Below are 19,675 nucleotides of genomic sequence, written 5' to 3' on the forward strand. Positions count from 1 at the left end.
AAACAGCATCCTTCCTCTTAGAATCCTACGCAGTCCGCTGTTCCTCAGAACATCCCCGGGATGCCCCCGCCCATGCCGCCTGTGAGCTTTGACATAGCCGCGCCGGACTCTTCCTCTACCTTACGCAGCGCTTCATTGACCGCCGCCACGATCAGATCCTCCAGCATCTCGATATCGTCTGGATCTACAACCTCTTCGTCCAGCTTCACTTTCAGCACTTCCCGTTTTCCGGAAATGGTCACTTCCACCGCGCCGCCTCCGGCCGTTGCCGTAAATTCCTTGGACTCCATTTCCTTAGCCTGTTCTTCCATCTGACGCTGCATCTTCTGTGCCTGCTTCATCAGGTTCGCCATGTTGCCAGGCATGCCTCCGCCTGGAAATCCTCCTCTTTTCGCCATATCTAATTATCCTCCACTATGATATCCATATTGATTTTCTCTTTGAGCTTTTCCAGATCGATAAAGGTATCTTCGAAACGGCGTCCCTCTTCAATCTCCCGGACTTCCACCTCGACTTTTTTTCCGATCCGCTGTTCGATCTTCTCTTCCAGCTCTTTTTTATGCTCCTCTGTTCCCACAATGGACGCGCCCAGACCGTCGGGAAGCACCACCATCAATCGGTTCTCCCCGCCCAGGCTCAATCGTGCTTTTTTGAGATAGGTGCTGACCGGAGCCGATACTTCCTCCGCAATGGAACGGAAATTTTTCACCACCTCCTGTACGTCTTCCGGGATTGCCAGAGGGATCTCCTGCTTCGCAGCCGCACCCGTTTTGCTTCCCGGACCAGCCGGATAACCGCCTGGATAACTGCCCTCCGGATAACCTCCCGGACCGCCTGGATAGCCACCCTCCGGACTGCCTCCCGGATACATTCCCTCCGGATAGCCGCCCGGGCCGCCGGGATACATCCCGGCCGGAACTGCCGTCTGCGCGGCAGCCAGCCCTTTCTCCAGCTTCTCCTCCAATGCGCGGATCCGGTCCAGCAAGCTGTCCGTCTTTACTTCCATGGCGGGCATACACAGCTTGATCAGCGTCACCTCCAGAAGCACCCTCTTCTGCGTCGCGTACCGGAGCTGCTCCGTCAGCTCCGAGAAGATCCGGATATACCGCAGCAGCACATCCGCCTCGATCATCTCCGCCTCTTCCTTCAGCCGCGCCAGATTTTCCGTGGATACGTCCAGAACGTCCTCCGGCATATCGGAAGTCTTGACCAGGAGAAGATTTCTCAGATACCAGGTAAAATCCACGGAAAGCTGCAAGAGTTCCCGGCCCTGCATCACCAGCTCCTCCACCGTGTCCAGCACGGCCGGAACATTTCTGCGGATGATATTGCGCAGAAGCCTGCTGAACACGTCAGTATCCACCGCCCCCAGCACCTCCAGCACGTTATCATAGGTCAGCTTCTGCCCCAGATAGAACGCGATGCACTGGTCCAGAAGGCTCAAGGCGTCACGCATGGAACCGTCCGCTGCCTTGGCGATATAGCGGATGGCCTTGTCTTCCACCTCTACCCGCTCCGCTTCCATCAGCTCGTTCAAACGGTCCGAGATCGTATTGATGGAAATTCTTCTGAAATCGTAATGCTGGCACCGGGACATGATGGTCACCGGGATCTTGTGGACCTCCGTCGTCGCCAGGATAAAGATCACATACTCCGGCGGCTCCTCCAACGTTTTCAAAAGCGCGTTGAAGGCTCCCGAAGACAGCATATGCACCTCGTCGATAATGTAGACCTTGTACCGCCCTTCGGTGGGCCGATAGGTCACCTCTTCCTTGATCTCCCGGATATTGTCCACGCCGTTGTTGGACGCCGCGTCGATCTCAATCACGTTCATGGATGTGCCCGCCGCGATGGACCGGCACATCGCACACTCTCCGCAGGGGCTTCCGTCCACCGGATGCTCGCAGTTCACCGCCCTGGCAAATATCTTCGCCGCCGTGGTCTTTCCCGTCCCGCGGGTCCCGCAGAACAGATATGCATGTCCGATACGGTTTGCCTTGATCTGGTTCTGTAATGTAGTAACAATATGCTCCTGACCCTTTACATCTCCAAATTCGGAAGGCCGGAATTTCCTGTATAGTGCCGTATATGACATGACTTACACCTCATCTGCAGCTTTAAGATCTGTGTGAAAATAACTGACACACCTTGCGCAATCTGTATCACTCATTTTTCTACAGCTCCTTATTTTTCTTTCTTTGATTTTTTGCTTTTCTCTTTTTTGTCCTTCTTGGCTTTCTTCTCTTTTTTCTCTTTCTTTGTGTCCGCCTCTGCTGCCCGGACATCCTCCGCAGCCGCGATTTCCTCAGCAGGCTCGTCCCCTTCTCTGTCTCCGAAGCTGATGCCCACCATCCTTGCTTCTTTGATCAGGCTGCATTTGGGATCTACGAACTTGAGCTTGCCTGCTACTTCCTCCAGCGGAACCGCCACAGTCTCGCCGTTTTTCATACCTACCATATAGCCGTACTGGCTGTTCAGGATCATATCCGCCGCCTTGGCGCCGACTCTGGAAGAGAATACCCGGTCATAGGGAACCGGTGAGCCGCCCCGCTGGGTATGGCCCGGAACCGTGATACGCACTTCTTTTCCGGTGGCCTTCTCGATCTGCTCCGCCAGCTCATAGGCGATGGAAGGATATTTCCGTTTTGCCAGCTTTTCCTTGTATTCCTTCTTGGACAGCTTCGCGTCCTCCCTGGAGATCGCGCCTTCCGCCACTGCCAGTATGGTAAATGACTTTCCGGCCGCAGACCTTCCCTGGATCACGTCCGCGATCACGTCAATGTCATAAGGGATCTCCGGGATCAGTACGATATCTGCCCCGCCTGCGATTCCGGCGTGGAGAGTAACATGTCCCACCTTATGTCCCATGACTTCAATGATAAATACCCGGCTGTGTGAGGTCGCTGTGGTGTGGATCCTGTCAATGGTATCTGTCGCTACGTCCACCGCGCTCTGGAATCCAAAGGTCATCTCGGTCCCCCACAGATCGTTGTCAATGGTCTTAGGCAGCGTGATCACGTTCAGGCCTTCCTCCCGCAGCATATTGGCGGTCTTGTGGGTGCCGTTTCCGCCCAGGATCACCAGGCAGTCCAGGCTCAGCTTATGGTACGTATGCTTCATAGCCTCCACCTTGTCCAGTCCGTTCTCATCCGGCACGCGCATCATCTTGAACGGCTGTCTGGAGGTTCCCAGAATCGTGCCTCCCCGTGTCAGGATCCCGGAGAAATCCCTGGAAGTGAGCATTTTAAAATCGGAATAGATCAACCCTCTGTAGCCATCCTGGAATCCGTAGATCTCTACATCATCCCTTGCGGAAAAGATTCCCTTTACCACGCCCCGCATTGCCGCGTTCAATGCCTGGCAGTCTCCGCCGCTTGTCAACATACCAATCCGTAACATATCCTTTTTCTCCTCCTTGATCTGTAATGATATCTGGCTGCTGTGAACAGCAGTGAATCCGGCCAAGCCGCTTTACGGCAAGAGGCCGGATCCAATACTGTCTCCGGCATTTCCTGTATAGTATCATAACACAAACGGCAAAAAAATCAAATAACCGAATCGTGAAAAGTTGGAGTTCACTCCGCGCCTTACAGGATGCTCATATTTTCTTTAAAAATCAATAATTTATCCCCCGCCTTGATCTTATCGCTCTCCAATCCATTCATTTCCTGGATGCTCTCCTCCGTGGTCATATATTTTTTCGCAAGGTCCCACAGGTCGTCGCCGTTCTTGACAATATAGCCCACGATTCCCGGCCGTTTCTCCATTTCCTCCATGGATAAAGGCTCCGGCTCCACACCGGTGATCACCTGCATGAACACCGGCTTGCGCATAAAGGTGTCAAACGCCAGCACAGCCTTCACTTCCACGGCCTCGCTGCCCGCCAGGTTCACCGAGAGCTGCTCCACATGGTAGGCCAGATTATAGCGCGCGTCCTTCGTGATGCCCGGGCATTCCAGCAGCCAGCTGAACGGCACCATGCCCTGCCAGCTTCCGAAGGGCATCTCATCGTCCGCCCGCAGATACAGGAAAGAGAGATGCAGGATCCCTTCGATCTGGATCCCTTCCTCGATCTGTTCCATGTGTTCCATCTGCACCGTACCTTCGCTGTGGCAAATCTGCAGTACATCGTCCTTGAGCTCCGGCAGGGAAAGCCGCTCTGATACCTTGCATTTGGAATGGTTCTGGATCAGAAGCTCTTCGTAGACCGCCTCCCGGGTGTCGAACCGGCAGTTCTGCTCCAGGGAATACAGGTCCTCCAAAAGCTCTAATTCCTCTTCCTGGTAAATATTCATCCGCAGGACCAGTGTTCCCTCAATTCCCAGAATCCGCATCTCCCCGTCCTCATCCAGGCGGACATCCATCAATGTATCGTCCAGTGAATTCTGCACGTGGTAGTACATTTCCTCGGTCACTCCGGTACATTCGATCCGCCCTTCATACGGAACGCTGGCCTCCAGCCAGTCTGTTTTTCCTTCATCGGAAAGGTACATGCAGAATACCAGCAGTTCCCCGCTCAGCCGCAGTTCATCCTGGCCCATGCGGATCTCCAGCTTCCGGCTGCTGATATTGCTGAGCAGGACCTGGCCCACACTCTCCTTGGTGCCCGGCAGGGTGATCTCCTCTTTGATACGGTATGTATCCTTTTTCGTGGTATGGAGCTCCAGCAGGTTGACCCGGCGTTTTTTCCTGTACACCTGGATCGGCGCCTCTACGTCGATGACCGTGGCCTCATCCTCCAGCTTCTCCCTGCCGATCTCCATTTCCACCATAGCGCGGATGCTCAGCTTCCTGGAATGTACCAGGGTGGAGGTAAATTCCACCCGGATATTCTGGATGAAATACTCCGTCATCTCCCCGCTGTCCATGTAGACCATCTCCTCAAAGGGAAGTTTCCCTTCCAGCGCCGCAGGCCGCGTCTCTGCTGAGTCCGTCATATATAAGATCTGATAATACAGCTTTCCGGAGATCCGCAGATAGTTCTCGGTGAGCCGGATCTCCTCCACCTTCGCCGACGCGGTCCCCTGGATGATCTGCTTCACATCGTCCTTTGTATCCGGAACATTTAAGTCCTCGTCCAGGTAGAACTGGTCAAAGGTTCGTTTGCCCTCCTGCGTATAATGTACCTGTTTCTGAATCAATTCCATATTGCTTCCCCTCCGCCTTTCGTTATTGTCTTGTTTTCGATTGTTTTCGGATATCCGCCTTTTTGCGCCTCCCGTCCTTTCCGATCAGCTGTCAAATACCACGGTCTTATCAATCGCGTCCAGCATCACGACCACATAAGGAAATGTCGTGACCTCCTTTGTCTCTTCTCCTTTTTCCGGCCCCAGCAGGTTGGTATGGAAGTAAATGGCGTTAGAGGTTTCGTAAAGTCCCTCCACCTCCACGCTATAGCCTGTTTTCAGCTGCGCGCCGTATCCCTCCGCAATATAGAGCCTCCCCTGGTCGGTATAAGTCAGCCTGAACGGCAGATCCTGATGCTGCAGGATCTGCTCCTGAAATTCCTCCGGCACATCCTCCTTACTCATCACGGTAAACTCCAGATCCCGCAGCTTTTCTGTTTTCTGCGGCCTCGACACGCAGCCTGTGAGCATGAAAATCAATAAGAAGCCTGCCGCCAGGCAGCCCAGGAGGATCCCCCGCTTATGCTCCATAATACAGCCCCCGCATCTATTCTCTCTATAAGCATATTGGCAAAAGCTTCTGTTTATTCTCCATCTTATGAAAATTCGTTACAATTCCATTGTCTGCACCTGCAGTTTTTGTTATAATATAGAAACGGCAGTGTTGAAAAACTGCCGCTGACCGCCGTTTTTACGGCGGAAGAGATTCCAGCTGTACGGATGAATGCTCCGGAGAGCCTCCAATCCACTAATCCAGTTGGAAAAGATTTTGAATATGAAAGAGGTTATGCCTATGATCCGTTTTATCTGTCTTGCCGTATTTCTAATCTTATTCCTGATCCTTTCCATTCCTGTCTTTTTTCTCGAATGGCTGATCGGAAAGTTTGACCGTGAAAAGCGAGACTACAGTTCCCTGCGTATTGTCCAGTGGGGCTTTAAGGTCATTCTGTGGATCACCGGAGTTCAAGCCACGGTCATTGGGGAGGAGAATATCCCGGATGAGCCGGTTCTGTTCGTAGCCAACCACCGCAGCTTTTTCGACATCCTGCTGACCTATTCCCGATGTCGGCGGCTGACCGGCTATGTGGCGAAGAAGGAGATGGAAAAGATCCCGCTGCTCTCCACATGGATGCGTTTTGTATACTGCCTGTTCCTGGACAGGGAAAATCCGCAAGAAGGCTTAAAGACGATCCTGCAGGCCATAGAGCAGATCCAGAACGGTATCTCCATCTGTATCTTCCCGGAAGGGACGCGCAACAGCGGGGAGGAACTAAGCATGCTGCCTTTCAAGGACGGCGCGTTTAAGATCGCCACCAGGACCAACTGCGCCATCGTCCCCATTTCCATGAACAACACCAGCGCCATCTTCGAGAACCAGCTTCCGAAGATCAAGAAGGCGCATGTGGTGATCGAGTACGGGAAGCCCATCTATCCGAATGATCTGGAAAAGGACCAGAAGCGGCATATCGGGCCGTATGTACAGGAGATCATCCAGTCCACGATCCGTAAAAACGCGGAACTGGTATAAAAACGGCCCCCTGTGGTATGACAGGCCGCGCGTGCTTCCGCGCGCCGCAGAAGTTTTTATCAATCCGAAAAAAGGAGATTATGTATGAGAACACAAAATCTGACCCTGCTCACCGATCTGTATGAGCTGACCATGATGCAGGGCTATTATGAGACACAGGAAAATGAAACCGTTGTATTCGACGTATTTTTCCGGGAAAATCCGGATAAAGGCGGTTATTCCGTCATGGCAGGCTTAGAGCAGGTCATCGAATATATCAAGAACCTGAATTTTTCTTATGATGATGTGGATTATTTCCGGAAGCTGGGCATTTTCAGCGAGGATTTCCTGCAGTACTTAAGCGGCTTTCATTTCAGCGGGAGCATCTATGCCATCCCCGAGGGTACGGTCATTTTCCCGAAGGAGCCGCTGCTCAAGGTCATCGCGCCGATCATGGAGGCTCAGCTTGTGGAGACAGCGATCCTCAATATCATCAACCACCAGAGCCTGATCGCCACCAAGGCGTCCCGTGTCGTTTACGCGGCTCAGGGGGACGGCATCATGGAATTCGGCCTGCGCAGGGCCCAGGGGCCGGACGCCGGGCTTTACGGCGCAAGGGCGGCTGTCATCGGCGGCTGTGTGGGCACCTCCAACGTGCTGGCCGGGCAGATGTTCGACGTTCCGATCATGGGGACACACGCCCATAGCTGGATCATGAGCTTCAAGGATGAATACACGGCATTCAAGGAATACGCAAAATTGTATCCGGATGCCTGTACTCTGCTGGTAGATACCTACGACACGCTGAAATCCGGCGTTCCCAATGCCATCCGGGTATTCCGGGAGATGCGGGAGCAGGGAATCCATCCCAAGTCTTACGGCATCCGCCTGGACAGCGGCGACCTGGCTTATCTGTCCAAGCAGGCCCGTAAGATGCTGGATGACGCAGGATTTCCCGATGCGGTCATCGCGGCTTCTAACGACCTGGATGAGATGTTGATCCATGACCTGAAGATGCAGGGAGCGAAGATTACCTCCTGGGGTGTTGGGACCAATCTGATCACCTCCAAGGGCTGTCCCTCCTTCGGCGGTGTATACAAGCTGGCGGCCATCCAGGGGGCGGACGGGGAATTTGCCCCCAAGATCAAAATTTCCGAAAATACGGAAAAGATCACCAATCCAGGCAACAAAACTATTTTCCGTGTATATGATAAAGAGACCGGAAAGATCCGCGCGGATCTGATCTGTTTTGCTGACGAGACCTTTGACACGGATCAGGACCTGCTGCTCTTTGACCCCAACGCGACCTGGAAAAAGACCCGTCTGCCGGGCGGAAGCTATCGGATGACAGAGATCTTAAAGCCTATCTTCATCAACGGCGAGTGCGTATACCAGTCGCCCTCCGTCATGGAGATCGCGGCGTACTGCCGTCAGGAGAAGGAAACGCTGTGGGATGAGACGAAGCGTCTGTTCTTCCCCCACCGGGTATATGTGGACCTGTCGCAGAAATTATACGACACGAAGGAAAAGCTGTTGAATGAGATGAGTAAATAACATATGACCAGACGTGCCGCACGAAACATGCGGCACATGAACTGTTTATCAATCAAAGAGAGGTATCATTTATGAAAATTATTGTACTGGCCGGCGGCTTATGCCCCGAGCGTGATGTTTCCCTTGTATCAGGCGCGGGGATCTGCCGCACACTACTGGAGAAGGGCCACGATGCATTTCTTCTGGATGTGTTCATGGGACTCCCCTATGAAAAGGATCGTCTGGAGGAGGTGTTCACCCTCCCGGATCATGGCCTGCATATCGCGGACCGAATCCGCACCGAAGCCCCGGACCTGACGGCTGTCAGGGCTTCCCGCCCGGATCAGTCGGCCTCCTTTTTAGGCCCCAACGTGATCGAACTGTGCCGCATGGCGGACATGACGTTCTTAGGGCTCCACGGCGGCGAGGGAGAAAACGGAAAACTGCAGGCCACCTTTGACCTGCTGGGCATCCGGTATACCGGGCCGGATTCTCTGGGATGCGCGATCGCCATGGATAAGGGGATCACGAAACACATTTTCCAGGAGACCGGGGTCAGTACCCCGAAGGGCGTCTGCATCCATAAGAATAAGAACAAGAAGGCACTTCCGGACCTGGGGCTGTCCCTCCCCGTGGTCGTCAAGCCCTGCTCCGGCGGTTCCAGCATCGGCGTCTATATCACCCATACCCAAGAGGAATACGACCATGCCCTGGCGGCTTCCTTTGAGATGGAGGACGAGGTGGTCATTGAGGAATACATCAAAGGGCGGGAATTTGCCTGCGGGATCCTGGACGGAAAGGCGCTGCCGCCGATCGAGATCATTCCGAAGACGGGGTTTTTCGACTATGCCAATAAGTACCAGGCCGGCGCGACCGAGGAGATCTGCCCTGCCGATCTCAGTGATGAGATCACCCGTCGCATGCAGGCGCTGGCCGTACGCGCCTTCCATGTCCTGAAGCTGAATGTCTACAGCCGTGCGGATTTTCTGCTGGATGAGGAGGGAAGGCTATACTGTCTGGAGGTCAACACCCTGCCAGGCATGACCGAGGCAAGCCTCCTGCCCAAGGAAGCCAAAGCCGCGGGCATGGAGTACGGCGACCTGTGTGAATGGATCATCAAAAAATCCATGGAAGAGCGGTACGCGGGGGAAAGGACGGGCACCCTATGAAGCATATGACGTTGACCGAGATTGCAAAAGCCTGCGGAGGAGTCCTTCACGGGGGCGGCAGTTCTGCCGCAAAGGAGGTTTCCTCTGTCACCATCGACAGCCGGAAGGTACAGAAAGACAGCCTGTTCATTGCCATCAAGGGGGCCCGGGTGGACGGGCATGACCTGATCCCTCAGACCATCGAAGCCGGAGCCTTATGCGCCCTTTCGGAAAGGGATCTGGGTGACGTGTCTTTTCCATATATCCGCGTGGAATCCTGCCGCCAGGCGCTGAAAGACCTGGCGGAGCACTACCGCCGTTCCCTGGACATCCGGGTGGTGGGCATCTCCGGCAGTGTGGGAAAGACCAGTACAAAGGAAATGATCGCTTCCGTGCTGTCGCAGAAGTACTGTGTGCTGAAAACGGAAGGGAACTTTAACAATGAGGTAGGCCTGCCGCTGACCGTATTCAATCTGCGGGAGGAGCACGAAGTCGCGGTCTTGGAAATGGGAATCAGCGATTTTGGGGAGATGACGCGTCTTGCCAGGATCGCAAGGCCGGATATCTGCGTCATTACCAATATCGGCTGCGCGCATCTGGAACAGCTGAAAGACAGGGACGGCATCCTAAAAGCCAAGACAGAGATGCTTGCCTTCATGAACCCGGAGGGACACATTGTATTCAACGGGGATGACGACAAGCTGAGTACATTTATCCCGGAAAACGGACTGTCCCCGGTTTATTTCGGCCTGGGTGAGTACTGCCGCTTCCGGGCGGAGCATGTGACGGACCGGGGGCTGCGGGGAACCGACGCGGAATTTATCACGCCGGATTCCCGTTTTACGGCCCATATCTCCATCCCTGGAAGCCATATGGTGCATAACGCCATGGCGGGCACTGCGGTGGGACGCATCCTGGGACTGACGGATGAGGAGATCCGAGTCGGAATCGAAGCCCTGGTTCCCCTTGCGGGACGCAACCATCTGATCGAGACTGAACACTTCACCATCATCGACGACTGTTATAACGCCAATCCCGCGTCCATGAAGGCATCCCTGGACGTACTGGCGAAGGCAGATACCAGGACCGTCGCAGTCCTGGGGGACATGGGGGAGCTGGGTGAGAATTGGAAGTCCCTTCACCAGGAGGTCGGCCGGTATGCCGCAGAGCTTGGAATCCATGTCCTGGTCTGTATCGGGGAAATGGCGGAAGAGATTGCGGAGGGTGCCCGGACCGTCGGCAAGGCGCAGGCGTCCGTCGGCAAAGATTTTGTATCGGAATCTACCGCAGCTTCCGATACCGGGAGCACTGCCGTCTTTCATTATCAGTCAAAGGCTGATTTTCTTGCAGACGCAGGCGCCTTACTAAAGGCCGGGGATTCCATACTAGTCAAGGCTTCCCATATGATGGAATTTCCGGAGATTGTAGAGTTTCTGGAGAAAAATTGAACGATCATCTGAGCCGCCTTTTTTGTGACGGGCGATCTGATCCTCATATTATAGTAAAAACAGCCTTCAGCAGTTTTTTCTGCTTCGGCTGTTTTTCTGTTACTTTATTTTACGGCTGGCTTTTTTTGCTTTTGCGGAAGCTGGGCCAGTATGATCGCGGTAAATACCAAGACACACCCCAGCAGTTCCTTCAGAGAGAGACGCTCGTTCAGGACCAGCCATCCGGTCAGCACCGCAAAGACAGATTCCAGGCTCATCAGCAGGGAGGCTACGGTGGGATTCAGATGCTTCTGCGTCACGATCTGCAGAGTATACGCCACCCCGCTGGAAAGGACTCCCGCATAGGCCAGCGGCTGCCATGCCCGAATAATCTGAGAGATCTCCGGATGCTCCCACACCAGCATGGGAACTGCGCTGATACATCCGCAGACAAAAAACTGGATACAGGAAAGCCGGATGCCGTCCACCCTAGGCGAGAAATAGTCTACAGCCAGGATATGCAGGGAAAAGACTAGCGCGCACAGAAGCACCATGAAGTCTCCATAGGAAATGGAGAAGCCTTCCTTGATGCAGAGCAGGTACATCCCCGCCACTGCCAGAGCCACGCCGAGCCAGGTCTTGTTCCCCACCTTTTTGCCGAGGATCAGCCCCAGAAGCGGCACGATCAGGATATAAAGCGCAGTAATAAATCCTGCTTTTCCTGCGGTTGTATACTTGATACCGATCTGCTGCAGAGAGGTGGACAAGGTCAGGATTACACCGCAGCATAAGCCGCCGGAGAGCAGTACTTTCTTGTTCTGTTCCCTTGTCCCTTCTTCCGTCTTCTGCCCATCGTGTTCTGCTGTCTCCTTTTTCTGCCGGTCCATGAACCAGATCACGGGAAGCAGCACCAGGCTTCCCATGAAGCTTCGCACACAGTTAAAGGAAAAGGGGCCCAGGTAGTCCATTCCCACACTCTGAGCAACAAATGCGCTTCCCCAGATCAGAGCTGCCAGCATCAGCAGAAAATTATATTTCAAGTTATGATTCATCTTACATTTCCTCCCAAATCCGGGCATGCCGGATGATCGTATTTTTTGTTTTCGCTCACCGGTTAACCAGCGGCCTGTAGATCAGGAATATTTTCTCAGTTCTCGATCAGCTTTTTCCGCTTCCAGTTCCCCGTCCGATACCACAGGAATGAGATCGCAAAGTTTACAAACCATCCCAACGGCACCGCATACCAGACAAACTGAATCCCGAACAGAGGGGAACAGAGCTGTGCCACCGACACCCGCAGCCCCAGGTTGACCAGGTTTGCGATCATGTATACCTTCACATCCCCGGCTCCACGTAAAATCCCATCCGTTATCGCTTTAAAACCAAGGAAGCAGAAAAACCATCCGGTAAACCTCAGATATGCCGTCCCGGTTGAAAATGCGACCGGAGATTCCGCTGCCTTTACAAACATGGAAACGATCGGGCCGTAAAACAGCTGTGAGAGCAGGATGATCCCCGCGCCGAAGCCAATTACGATCTGAAATGCCGCGCGGTAGCCTTCCTCCACCCGGTCCTGATTCCCCGCGCCCAGGTTCTGTGCGGTAAAGGTGGACATGGCATTCCCGGTCGCGATCATGGGCACCACACACACCGATTCCAGACGCATTCCGGCTGAATACCCAGCTACTGCTGAAGATCCGAACTGGTTCACCGCGGACTGGGTCAGCAGCATTCCAATGCTGACGATAGACTGCTGTATGATGGAAGGAACCGCAATCCGAACCCCGCTGGAAAACATGGCGGAGTCAAACTTTTCCACCTTGCCTTCCGTCTCATATTGCTTTAGAAGCCGCATCAGGATACCGAAGGAGATCACGGAAGAGATGCCCTGCGCGATCACGGTCGCAATGGCGACTCCCGCCACCCCCAGCTTCAGTACCGCCACCATCCACAGATCCAGCACTACATTTAAGATCGAGGAAAAGATCAAAAGCATCAGCGGGATCTGAGACTTTCCCAGGGCGTTGAAGTTTGCGGATAGTATATTGTACATAAACATGAACGGCAGCCCCGCAAAATAGATCTGCAGATACAGAACCGCGTCTCCAAATATATTTTCCGGAGTCTTCAAGGCATGCAGGATCGCCGGATTCACGAAAAAGCCCAGCAATGCCATCAGCACACTGAAAATGCCGAACGCAATCAGAAACGTGTAGATCGATGTCTTCATCTCCCGATATTTTTTTGCCCCCAGATATTGGCTTGCAAGGACCGAAGCACCCATTCCGCTGCCGATCGCCACCATGATGAACACTGTCGTAAAGGAATACGACGCCCCTACGGCCGCCAGCGCGTCCTCCCCCACAAGATTTCCGACGATCACAGAGTCCGCCATGTTATAGAACTGCTGAAACAGATTTCCAATGATCATCGGCAGCGCAAAAAGCAGCATGGAGCGCCCCGGCTTCCCATTGATCAAATCCAGCTTCATCTGATCTTCCCCTTTCCTGATTCATTTTTATATATCCAGCCCATTATATAATTTTTTTATCAACGTGTAAATTGTTTTTTATTGTTTTCTGCAAAACTGTCTCTTTGACAGATTTTCTATATCTTCTGGTGTATTGATAAGAAGTTTTATCTGAGCATAGGCTTGTTGGTTCACTGATTTTTCCGTATAAAAAGGGAATGTCCGCGCCGAAGCATTAGACATTCCCTTATGTACCTTATCATTATACTGCCGCTTATACGGCTATACGGAAAAGCAGCTCATGCTCTACAGTGTATCTTCCCGGCGTACATATCCCGGTTTTTCAGGCGGCGCAATCACTTCTTTTGCACGTATGATCTTGGCACGCTTATCCACAACCTGGTTCTCAATGTGAGCGTTTTCTCCGATTAGCGCCCCCGGAAGGATCACGCTGTTTTTCACAACCGCTCCCTTCTTGATCACGCATCCGCGTCCGATCACGGAATTTTCCACGGTTCCTTCGATCAGGCATCCGTTGGAGACAACCGAATACTTCACGCTGCTGTCCTCAAAGTACTGTGTCGGGCTGGAATCGTTGGTGCGCGTGTAGATCGGCCAGTCCTCGTCAAACAGGCTGGCTGCCGTCTTGCCGTCGATCAGGGACAGGTTTGCGTCATAGTAGCTCTTGAAATCTGTGATCGTCGCGAAGTATCCGCGATGCGCAACTCCCCGGATGTCCAGCTCTTCGCATTCCTTGTTTACAATCTGCGCCAGCGTATACATGGAGGAAATCTTTCTTGCCTTTTTAATCAGCTCTACAAACAGGTCCTTCTTCATCACATAGGTATCCATGGAAATGTTCCTGTTCTTTGCGGTTCCCCGGTTCTTCTCGATAGACAGCACGCCCTTCTGCTTGTTCAGGTTCAGCAAGTCGCAGTTCAGATACATCTCCTTCGCATTGTCTACGGAATGATACAGCATCGTAATGTCTGCTTCGGATTCGATATGTGTCTGAAGCAGGGTATCAAAATTCTGTGTGAACACCATAAAGTTCGGCGTGATGATCACATACTGCTCATGCATTCTCTCAATGCAGTCAATGTTCTCATAAAATGCCGCAATATCCGTATTGTAGATGTCATTCTCAGAACTGTTCTGTGAAAACAATACCTGCAGCTTGCCCCGCTTGGAATTGATGCTGTAATGACGTCCTGTTCCAAGATGGTCGATCAGAGAGCGCGGTTTTCTCCTGACAAAAACCTTGATCTGCTCAATGTCGCTGTTACTGAAATTGGAAATCGGGAAATCAATCACACGATATCTTCCCAGGAAAGAGAACGCCCCGATCGTACGGTGGCTCTCAAGTCCCTCAACCCATATATGATTACCGGATGTATTCACAATACCAAATGCTTTAGCCATATTATTCAACCCCCTTTACACGCTTCGCAACCAGCTCGATATGTTCGCTGTCCGCGCTTCCCACGACAGCCTCTTTTCCAATCTTCACTCCGTCCGCAACCAGGGCGCGGGTAACCACTGCGCCTTCTTCCACTGATACGCCCGGCATGAGTACGCTGTCGATGATCTTTGCTCCGGCGCCTACTTTCGCGCCGGTAAACAATACGGAATTCTTCACTTCACCCTCGATCACACAGCCCTGTGTGATAAAGGCGCGCTTGATGTCCGCTTCTGCTCCTACATAATGAGGCAGGGTTGTAACATCTTCTGTATAAATTTTCCAGGTAGGGTCACTTAAGTCGAGTTCATTCTTTTTATCCAGAAGATCCATATTGGCTTCCCAAAGGGAATCAATAGTTCCTACGTCCTTCCAATAGCCCTTGAACTTGTACGCAAGCAGTCTCTTGCCGTCGTTCAAAAGCGTGGGGATGATGTCCTTGCCGAAATCGTGGTTCGAATCCGGGTTCTTCATATCCGCGACCAGCAGCTTGCGGAGCTGCTTCCAGTCAAAGATATAGATCCCCATGGAAGCAAGATTGCTCTTCGGCTTCTCCGGCTTCTCTTCAAATTCGTAGATCACGCCGTCTTCATTGGCGTTCATGATACCGAACCGGCTTGCTTCGCGCATGGGAACTTCGATCACGGCGATGGTGGCATCCGCCTTGTTTTCCTTATGGTAATCCAGCATCTTGGAATAATTCATCTTGTAGATATGGTCTCCGGAAAGTACAAGAAGGTATTCCGGATTATATGTATCTATAAAATCAATATTCTGTGAGATCGCATCCGCAGTTCCGCGGTATACGTCCAGATTCGCGTCAGCCTTCTCACGCGGCGGCAGAACATAAACCCCGCTGCCCTTCGCGTCCAGCCCCCAGCGGCGGCCCATGGACACGTAGCTGTTCAGCAATACCGACTCATACTGGGTCAATACTCCGACAACGTCAATCCCGCTGTTTGCGCAATTGCTCAGCGGAAAATCCACGATACGGTATTTTCCGCCGTATGAAACGGCAGGCTTGGCAACTTTATTGGTCAGATCGTGCAGCCGCGACCCTCGGCCGCCGGCTAAAATCATTGCTACCATATTATTTTGCTTCATAGTGAACCCTCTCTTTCATAGATAAATAGTAACTGCTTTCTATTATACAATCAATTCGACATTTTTTCTACAATTTCATGCAAAAAACACCTTAAAATATAGAAAATTTTGGTTCTTCTGCTTGCAGGATGCTAAAGGCACTGATATTCTTTATTACAGACAGCCGTTTTTTTCATGAATTTGTAAAATATATCTGTAAACACTATACTATTGCCCCCCAATTTTATTGGATCTTATCAATCAGATACTTTTATGAGAAAAGGAGATTTTTATTATGATCAGAAATTTCAGAATGTCCCCTTCTTTTCCGTACCGCATTCAAACCTTTTTCCGGATCTGCGGTATGCTGATGCTTTTTTCCGAGATCTGGAAGCAGGCCTGCCTGACTTTTTTTCTGAATCATGGCTCCTATGACTGGAGATATTTTCCGTTCCAGCTCTGCAGTGTTCCCATGTATGTTCTGCTGGTTCTTCCGTATGCGAAAAGCCCCTTTTTGCGCCGTACCTTGCTGACCTTCCTCATGACCTTCGGATTGCTGGGAGGGATCGCCGTCTTTGCGGATACCAGCGGGCTCCATTACCCGATCCCCGCACTGACATTTCATTCTTACGCATGGCATGTGCTTCTGATCTGGATCGGGATCCTGGCTGCTTTCGCTTATGAATTGGAAGGATACGCCTCCCTTTCGAATGTTGATCGGAAGGAGCCGTCTGTTCCTCCATACCCGCAGGATTTTAAACGCGCCGCCCTTTTCTATCTGGCCTGCTGCGCCGTTGCAGCCGGGATCAACCACATTTGCGGCCGCTTCGGAATCATCAACATGTTTTATATCAATCCGGCATACCGAATGGAACAGATCATATTTTATGATCTGGTTCCTCTGCTCGGCAACCTTACCGTGATCTTTCTCTACATCGGCATGACCATCCTGGGAGCCGGACTTCTGTTTCTTCTGTGGAAGCTGCTCCTGCCCCGGTATGCTGCTATATGCCGCTCTCATCCTTCCGGAACAGGTCGTCCCGTGTGATATTGTTGAGCCACTTTCCGCCGCGGTAATGCCGGAGTACCCATGGCCATTTTACAAATTCATCGGTACACAGCAGAAAATAAACCCACATCACAGGGAGCTTGAACACAAACGCCGCCAGGAATCCGAGCGGAACCCCATAGCACCACATGACGATCGTATCACAGATAAATCCGAACCGGCTGTCGCCCCCTGCCCGAAAGGCCCCCGCGATCAGCGTGGTATTGACCGCCACTCCCATGATGTAATATGTATTGATCCACAGCATGCATTTCAGATAATGCATGGCCTGCGGGCTTAAGGAGGAGGATGCGTATGTCAGTACGATCGGCATTGCCGCAACCACGATCAGCCCTCCGATGGCTCCGGAGATCACCGTCAGCTTCATCAGCTTCTTCGCGCCGTCCCGCGCTTCTTCGATCTTATTTTCCCCGATCACATTTCCAAGCAGGATCCCCCCTGCATTTGCCATTCCAAAGCAAAGTATGGTTCCGAAATTGCGGACCACAACGACAAAGGAATTGGCGGCCACCGCATCCGTCCCCATATGTCCCATGACCACCGAGTACATGGCAAACGCAACGCTCCATACAATGTCATTTCCCAGCGCAGGCAGGGACAGTCTCACAAAATCCTGGAACAGCGGCCTGTTGCTCACAAACAGATATCTGAGGTTCAGCTTAATGGTACTTTTGAAGTAGGATACCGCAAAGCAGGCGACCAGCTCCACCAGTCTGGAGATAGACGTGGCAAGTCCCACTCCTGCCGCTCCAAGCCTGGGAGCGCCGAGCAGTCCGAAGATAAAGACTGCATTCAGGATGATATTGAGTGAAAACGCCAGGATATTGAGCGCCGTACTGATCACGACCTGCTCCACACTGCGCAGGATTGCAAGATATACCTCCGCAATACCGCAGCAAAGATAGCTGATGCTCATGAAACGCAGGTAGGAGGCCCCCACCGCGATCAGCTCCGCGTCATTGGTAAACAGCTTCATCATCATCTCCGGAATGAAAAGCGCGATTCCGCAGAACAGCATGGATATCGCCAGTGAAAAGCGCAGAGCGATCCCCTCTACAACCTGGATTGCTTCCAGATTCCCCTTGCCGTAGTACTGCGCGCACAATATGGTAGCTCCTGTACCCAGCCCGTAAAATACCATAAAGAGGATATTGGCGTACTGGGATGCCAGTGATACGGCGGATATGGCTGACTGGCCCACATAATTCAGCATGATCACATCTGCCGAGCTGACGGCGGAACTCAGAAGGTTCTGGATAATGATCGGCAGCACCAGCTTAAAGATCCGTCCGTAAAAGGTTCTTTTTTCCGTTATGTTGTTCTGCAGCATTTTTTATCTCCTGTCCTGTATATCAATTTTTCCATCTGTACCGTACAAATGAAAATTTTTTCTTATATTTCCAAATCTTTCCTAAGTATAACTGATTATATGTACCTGTACAAGACCATCCTCATTGATTTTTGATCACAACTCTACGCAGCATCCACAGGCAGAGCAGATTTGGCAGAGCCATAAACGAATTGAACAGGTCGGACAGCGTCCATACAAGGTCCAGCGACAGGACCGCCCCCAGGTATACGGCTAAAATATACAGCACATGATACTGCCTCAATCCTTTTTCTCCCCACAAATATCTGACTGCACATTCCCCGTAAAAATTCCAGCCGATGATCGTAGCAAACGCAAATAATACCAGTGCCGCCGAAAGCACCAGGCTGCCGTCCACGGAAAGACTGCCCGGTATTCGAAGGGCCGAAAAGACATCCCGGAACACACCGTCTAACTGAGAAAACGCAAGGAAACAGAGCTGGTCGGGCGAGGCCGTCTTAAAAATCTCCGGACTCTTCAGCATACTGCTGACTACCGCTATCCCTGTGATCGCACACATGACTACCGTATCCCAGAACGTTCCGGTCATAGATACCAGCCCCTGCTGCCTGGGGGAATCGGTCCGGGCAGCAGCCGCGGCCATTGGGATCGATCCCAGTCCTGCCTCATTGGTAAACAGCCCCCGGGAGATCCCGGCCCGTATCCCGGTCATGACCGCCGTTCCTGCCGCCCCGCCGATGACCGAACGGGAGGAGAACGCAGATTGAAGTATGGCCAGCAGCGTCTCCGGCAGGACTCCCCGGTTCAACCAGATCAGAAGAAAGCAGCCTCCCAGATAAAAGATGCTCATAAAGGGAACAAGCCATGTACAGATCTTAGCGATCTGCCCTGCCCCGCCCACGATCACAATCCCTGTAAGAGCCGCTGCCGCAAGACCGATCAGCTGCGGCGAAACTGCTTTCTGCTCCAGGACCGCGGCCGCAATGGAATGGGACTGCACGCTGCTTCCCATCCCCAGCGATACCAGGATCACCGAAAATGCAAACAATACCGCAGCGCTTTTCTGATGCAGCACATGTTCCATCACATACATAGGACCACCCCGAAATGTACCGTCCTCTTGTTTCATGCGGAAACGTACGGAAAGATAGCATTCGGCGTAGCAAGTCGCAATGCCCAGTACGCCGGTGATCCAGCACCAGAAAACAGCTCCCGGGCCTCCGATGGCAACTGCCGTGGATATCCCGACAATATTTCCCGTTCCGATGGTGGCCGCAAGAGATGTGGCAAGCGCAGAAAAGGGCGATACATTCCCTTCCCGTCCTGCCTTTTCCCCTTTTCGGCTGCCGGCCTCCTCCCGGTCGGAAATGCTGAGCCGGATCCCCTGGGGAATCTTTCTCTGGATCACATGCAGGCGTACCGTAAAATAAATATGCGTGCCCAGCAGGATCACAAGCATGGGCAGGCTCCACAGAAACTTCTGCAGAGACTGGATAATATCAATGATGCAGGACATGAACGAA

Annotated in this window: 16 protein-coding genes; 5 read left to right on the forward strand and 11 right to left on the reverse strand. The window is 52.5% G+C overall.

The genetic code is table 11. From position 1 onward, the window contains the following. Nucleotides 1-44: 44 nt before the first annotated feature. The 5 genes from ACTOY7_RS05825 to ACTOY7_RS05845 all read right to left on the reverse strand — a co-directional run bounded on the left by ACTOY7_RS05825 (nucleotide 45) and on the right by ACTOY7_RS05845 (nucleotide 5,657). On the reverse strand, nucleotides 45-398 hold the full coding sequence (locus ACTOY7_RS05825) for a YbaB/EbfC family nucleoid-associated protein (RefSeq protein ID WP_160283106.1): 354 nt from the start codon (nucleotides 396-398) through the stop codon (nucleotides 45-47). 2 nt (nucleotides 399-400) lie between these two features. Further along, on the reverse strand, nucleotides 401-2,095 hold the full coding sequence (gene dnaX / locus ACTOY7_RS05830) for a DNA polymerase III subunit gamma/tau (RefSeq protein WP_160283107.1): 1,695 nt from the start codon (nucleotides 2,093-2,095) through the stop codon (nucleotides 401-403). 89 nt (nucleotides 2,096-2,184) lie between these two features. Further along, on the reverse strand, nucleotides 2,185-3,399 hold the full coding sequence (locus ACTOY7_RS05835) for a 6-phosphofructokinase (RefSeq protein ID WP_160283108.1): 1,215 nt from the start codon (nucleotides 3,397-3,399) through the stop codon (nucleotides 2,185-2,187). Between the two features lie 188 nt (nucleotides 3,400-3,587). Further along, nucleotides 3,588-5,147, reverse strand: a complete 1,560-nt coding sequence (locus ACTOY7_RS05840) for a DUF3794 and LysM peptidoglycan-binding domain-containing protein (protein ID WP_160283109.1) — start codon at nucleotides 5,145-5,147, stop codon at nucleotides 3,588-3,590. Between the two features lie 84 nt (nucleotides 5,148-5,231). Beyond that, nucleotides 5,232-5,657, reverse strand: a complete 426-nt coding sequence (locus ACTOY7_RS05845) for a protease complex subunit PrcB family protein (RefSeq protein ID WP_160283110.1) — start codon at nucleotides 5,655-5,657, stop codon at nucleotides 5,232-5,234. Nucleotides 5,658-5,919: 262 nt separating this feature from the next. Here ACTOY7_RS05845 and ACTOY7_RS05850 point away from each other — a divergent pair, with 262 nt between their 5' ends. From ACTOY7_RS05850 to ACTOY7_RS05865, 4 genes are all read left to right on the forward strand, one after another. After that, nucleotides 5,920-6,654 (forward strand): lysophospholipid acyltransferase family protein, encoded by a 735-nt coding sequence (locus ACTOY7_RS05850; protein WP_482670585.1) that lies wholly within the window; start codon nucleotides 5,920-5,922, stop codon nucleotides 6,652-6,654. Nucleotides 6,655-6,738: 84 nt separating this feature from the next. After that, nucleotides 6,739-8,187, forward strand: a complete 1,449-nt coding sequence (locus ACTOY7_RS05855) for a nicotinate phosphoribosyltransferase (protein WP_160283112.1) — start codon at nucleotides 6,739-6,741, stop codon at nucleotides 8,185-8,187. A 71-nt stretch (nucleotides 8,188-8,258) separates the two neighbouring features. After that, nucleotides 8,259-9,335, forward strand: a complete 1,077-nt coding sequence (locus ACTOY7_RS05860; protein ID WP_160283113.1) for a D-alanine--D-alanine ligase — start codon at nucleotides 8,259-8,261, stop codon at nucleotides 9,333-9,335. Beyond that, entirely contained in the window at nucleotides 9,332-10,762 is a 1,431-nt protein-coding gene (locus ACTOY7_RS05865) for a UDP-N-acetylmuramoyl-tripeptide--D-alanyl-D-alanine ligase (RefSeq protein WP_482670584.1), read from the forward strand. The genes ACTOY7_RS05860 and ACTOY7_RS05865 overlap by 4 nt, the downstream gene beginning before the upstream one ends. Before the next feature lie 104 nt (nucleotides 10,763-10,866). On the opposite strand, the gene ACTOY7_RS05870 is transcribed toward ACTOY7_RS05865, so the two are convergent. The 4 genes from ACTOY7_RS05870 to ACTOY7_RS05885 form a co-directional block, all read right to left on the reverse strand. Next, nucleotides 10,867-11,793: a DMT family transporter gene (locus ACTOY7_RS05870; RefSeq protein WP_160283115.1), complete on the reverse strand. Its 927-nt coding sequence runs from the start codon at nucleotides 11,791-11,793 to the stop codon at nucleotides 10,867-10,869. A 95-nt stretch (nucleotides 11,794-11,888) separates the two neighbouring features. Continuing rightward, nucleotides 11,889-13,232 (reverse strand): MATE family efflux transporter, encoded by a 1,344-nt coding sequence (locus ACTOY7_RS05875; RefSeq protein WP_160283116.1) that lies wholly within the window; start codon nucleotides 13,230-13,232, stop codon nucleotides 11,889-11,891. A gap of 285 nt (nucleotides 13,233-13,517) precedes the next feature. Then, entirely contained in the window at nucleotides 13,518-14,633 is a 1,116-nt protein-coding gene (gene glgD / locus ACTOY7_RS05880) for a glucose-1-phosphate adenylyltransferase subunit GlgD (RefSeq protein ID WP_160283117.1), read from the reverse strand. A gap of 1 nt (nucleotide 14,634) precedes the next feature. After that, nucleotides 14,635-15,774, reverse strand: coding sequence for a glucose-1-phosphate adenylyltransferase (locus ACTOY7_RS05885; protein WP_160283118.1), 1,140 nt, complete (start codon nucleotides 15,772-15,774; stop codon nucleotides 14,635-14,637). Nucleotides 15,775-16,048: 274 nt separating this feature from the next. Between ACTOY7_RS05885 and ACTOY7_RS05890 the strand changes: the two genes are divergently transcribed. Further along, on the forward strand, nucleotides 16,049-16,801 hold the full coding sequence (locus ACTOY7_RS05890; RefSeq protein ID WP_160283119.1) for a TMEM164 family acyltransferase: 753 nt from the start codon (nucleotides 16,049-16,051) through the stop codon (nucleotides 16,799-16,801). Here ACTOY7_RS05890 and ACTOY7_RS05895 read toward each other — a convergent pair. Both ACTOY7_RS05895 and ACTOY7_RS05900 read right to left on the reverse strand, forming a co-directional pair. Then, nucleotides 16,758-18,152 (reverse strand): MATE family efflux transporter, encoded by a 1,395-nt coding sequence (locus ACTOY7_RS05895; protein ID WP_160283120.1) that lies wholly within the window; start codon nucleotides 18,150-18,152, stop codon nucleotides 16,758-16,760. The two genes, ACTOY7_RS05890 and ACTOY7_RS05895, sit on opposite strands and share 44 nt — an antisense overlap. Before the next feature lie 121 nt (nucleotides 18,153-18,273). Next, a complete protein-coding gene (locus tag ACTOY7_RS05900; protein ID WP_160283121.1) occupies nucleotides 18,274-19,668 on the reverse strand; it encodes an alanine/glycine:cation symporter family protein in 1,395 nt (464 codons plus the stop codon). Nucleotides 19,669-19,675: the final 7 nt, after the last annotated feature.

It is taken from the genome of Schaedlerella sp., assembly GCF_056796775.1.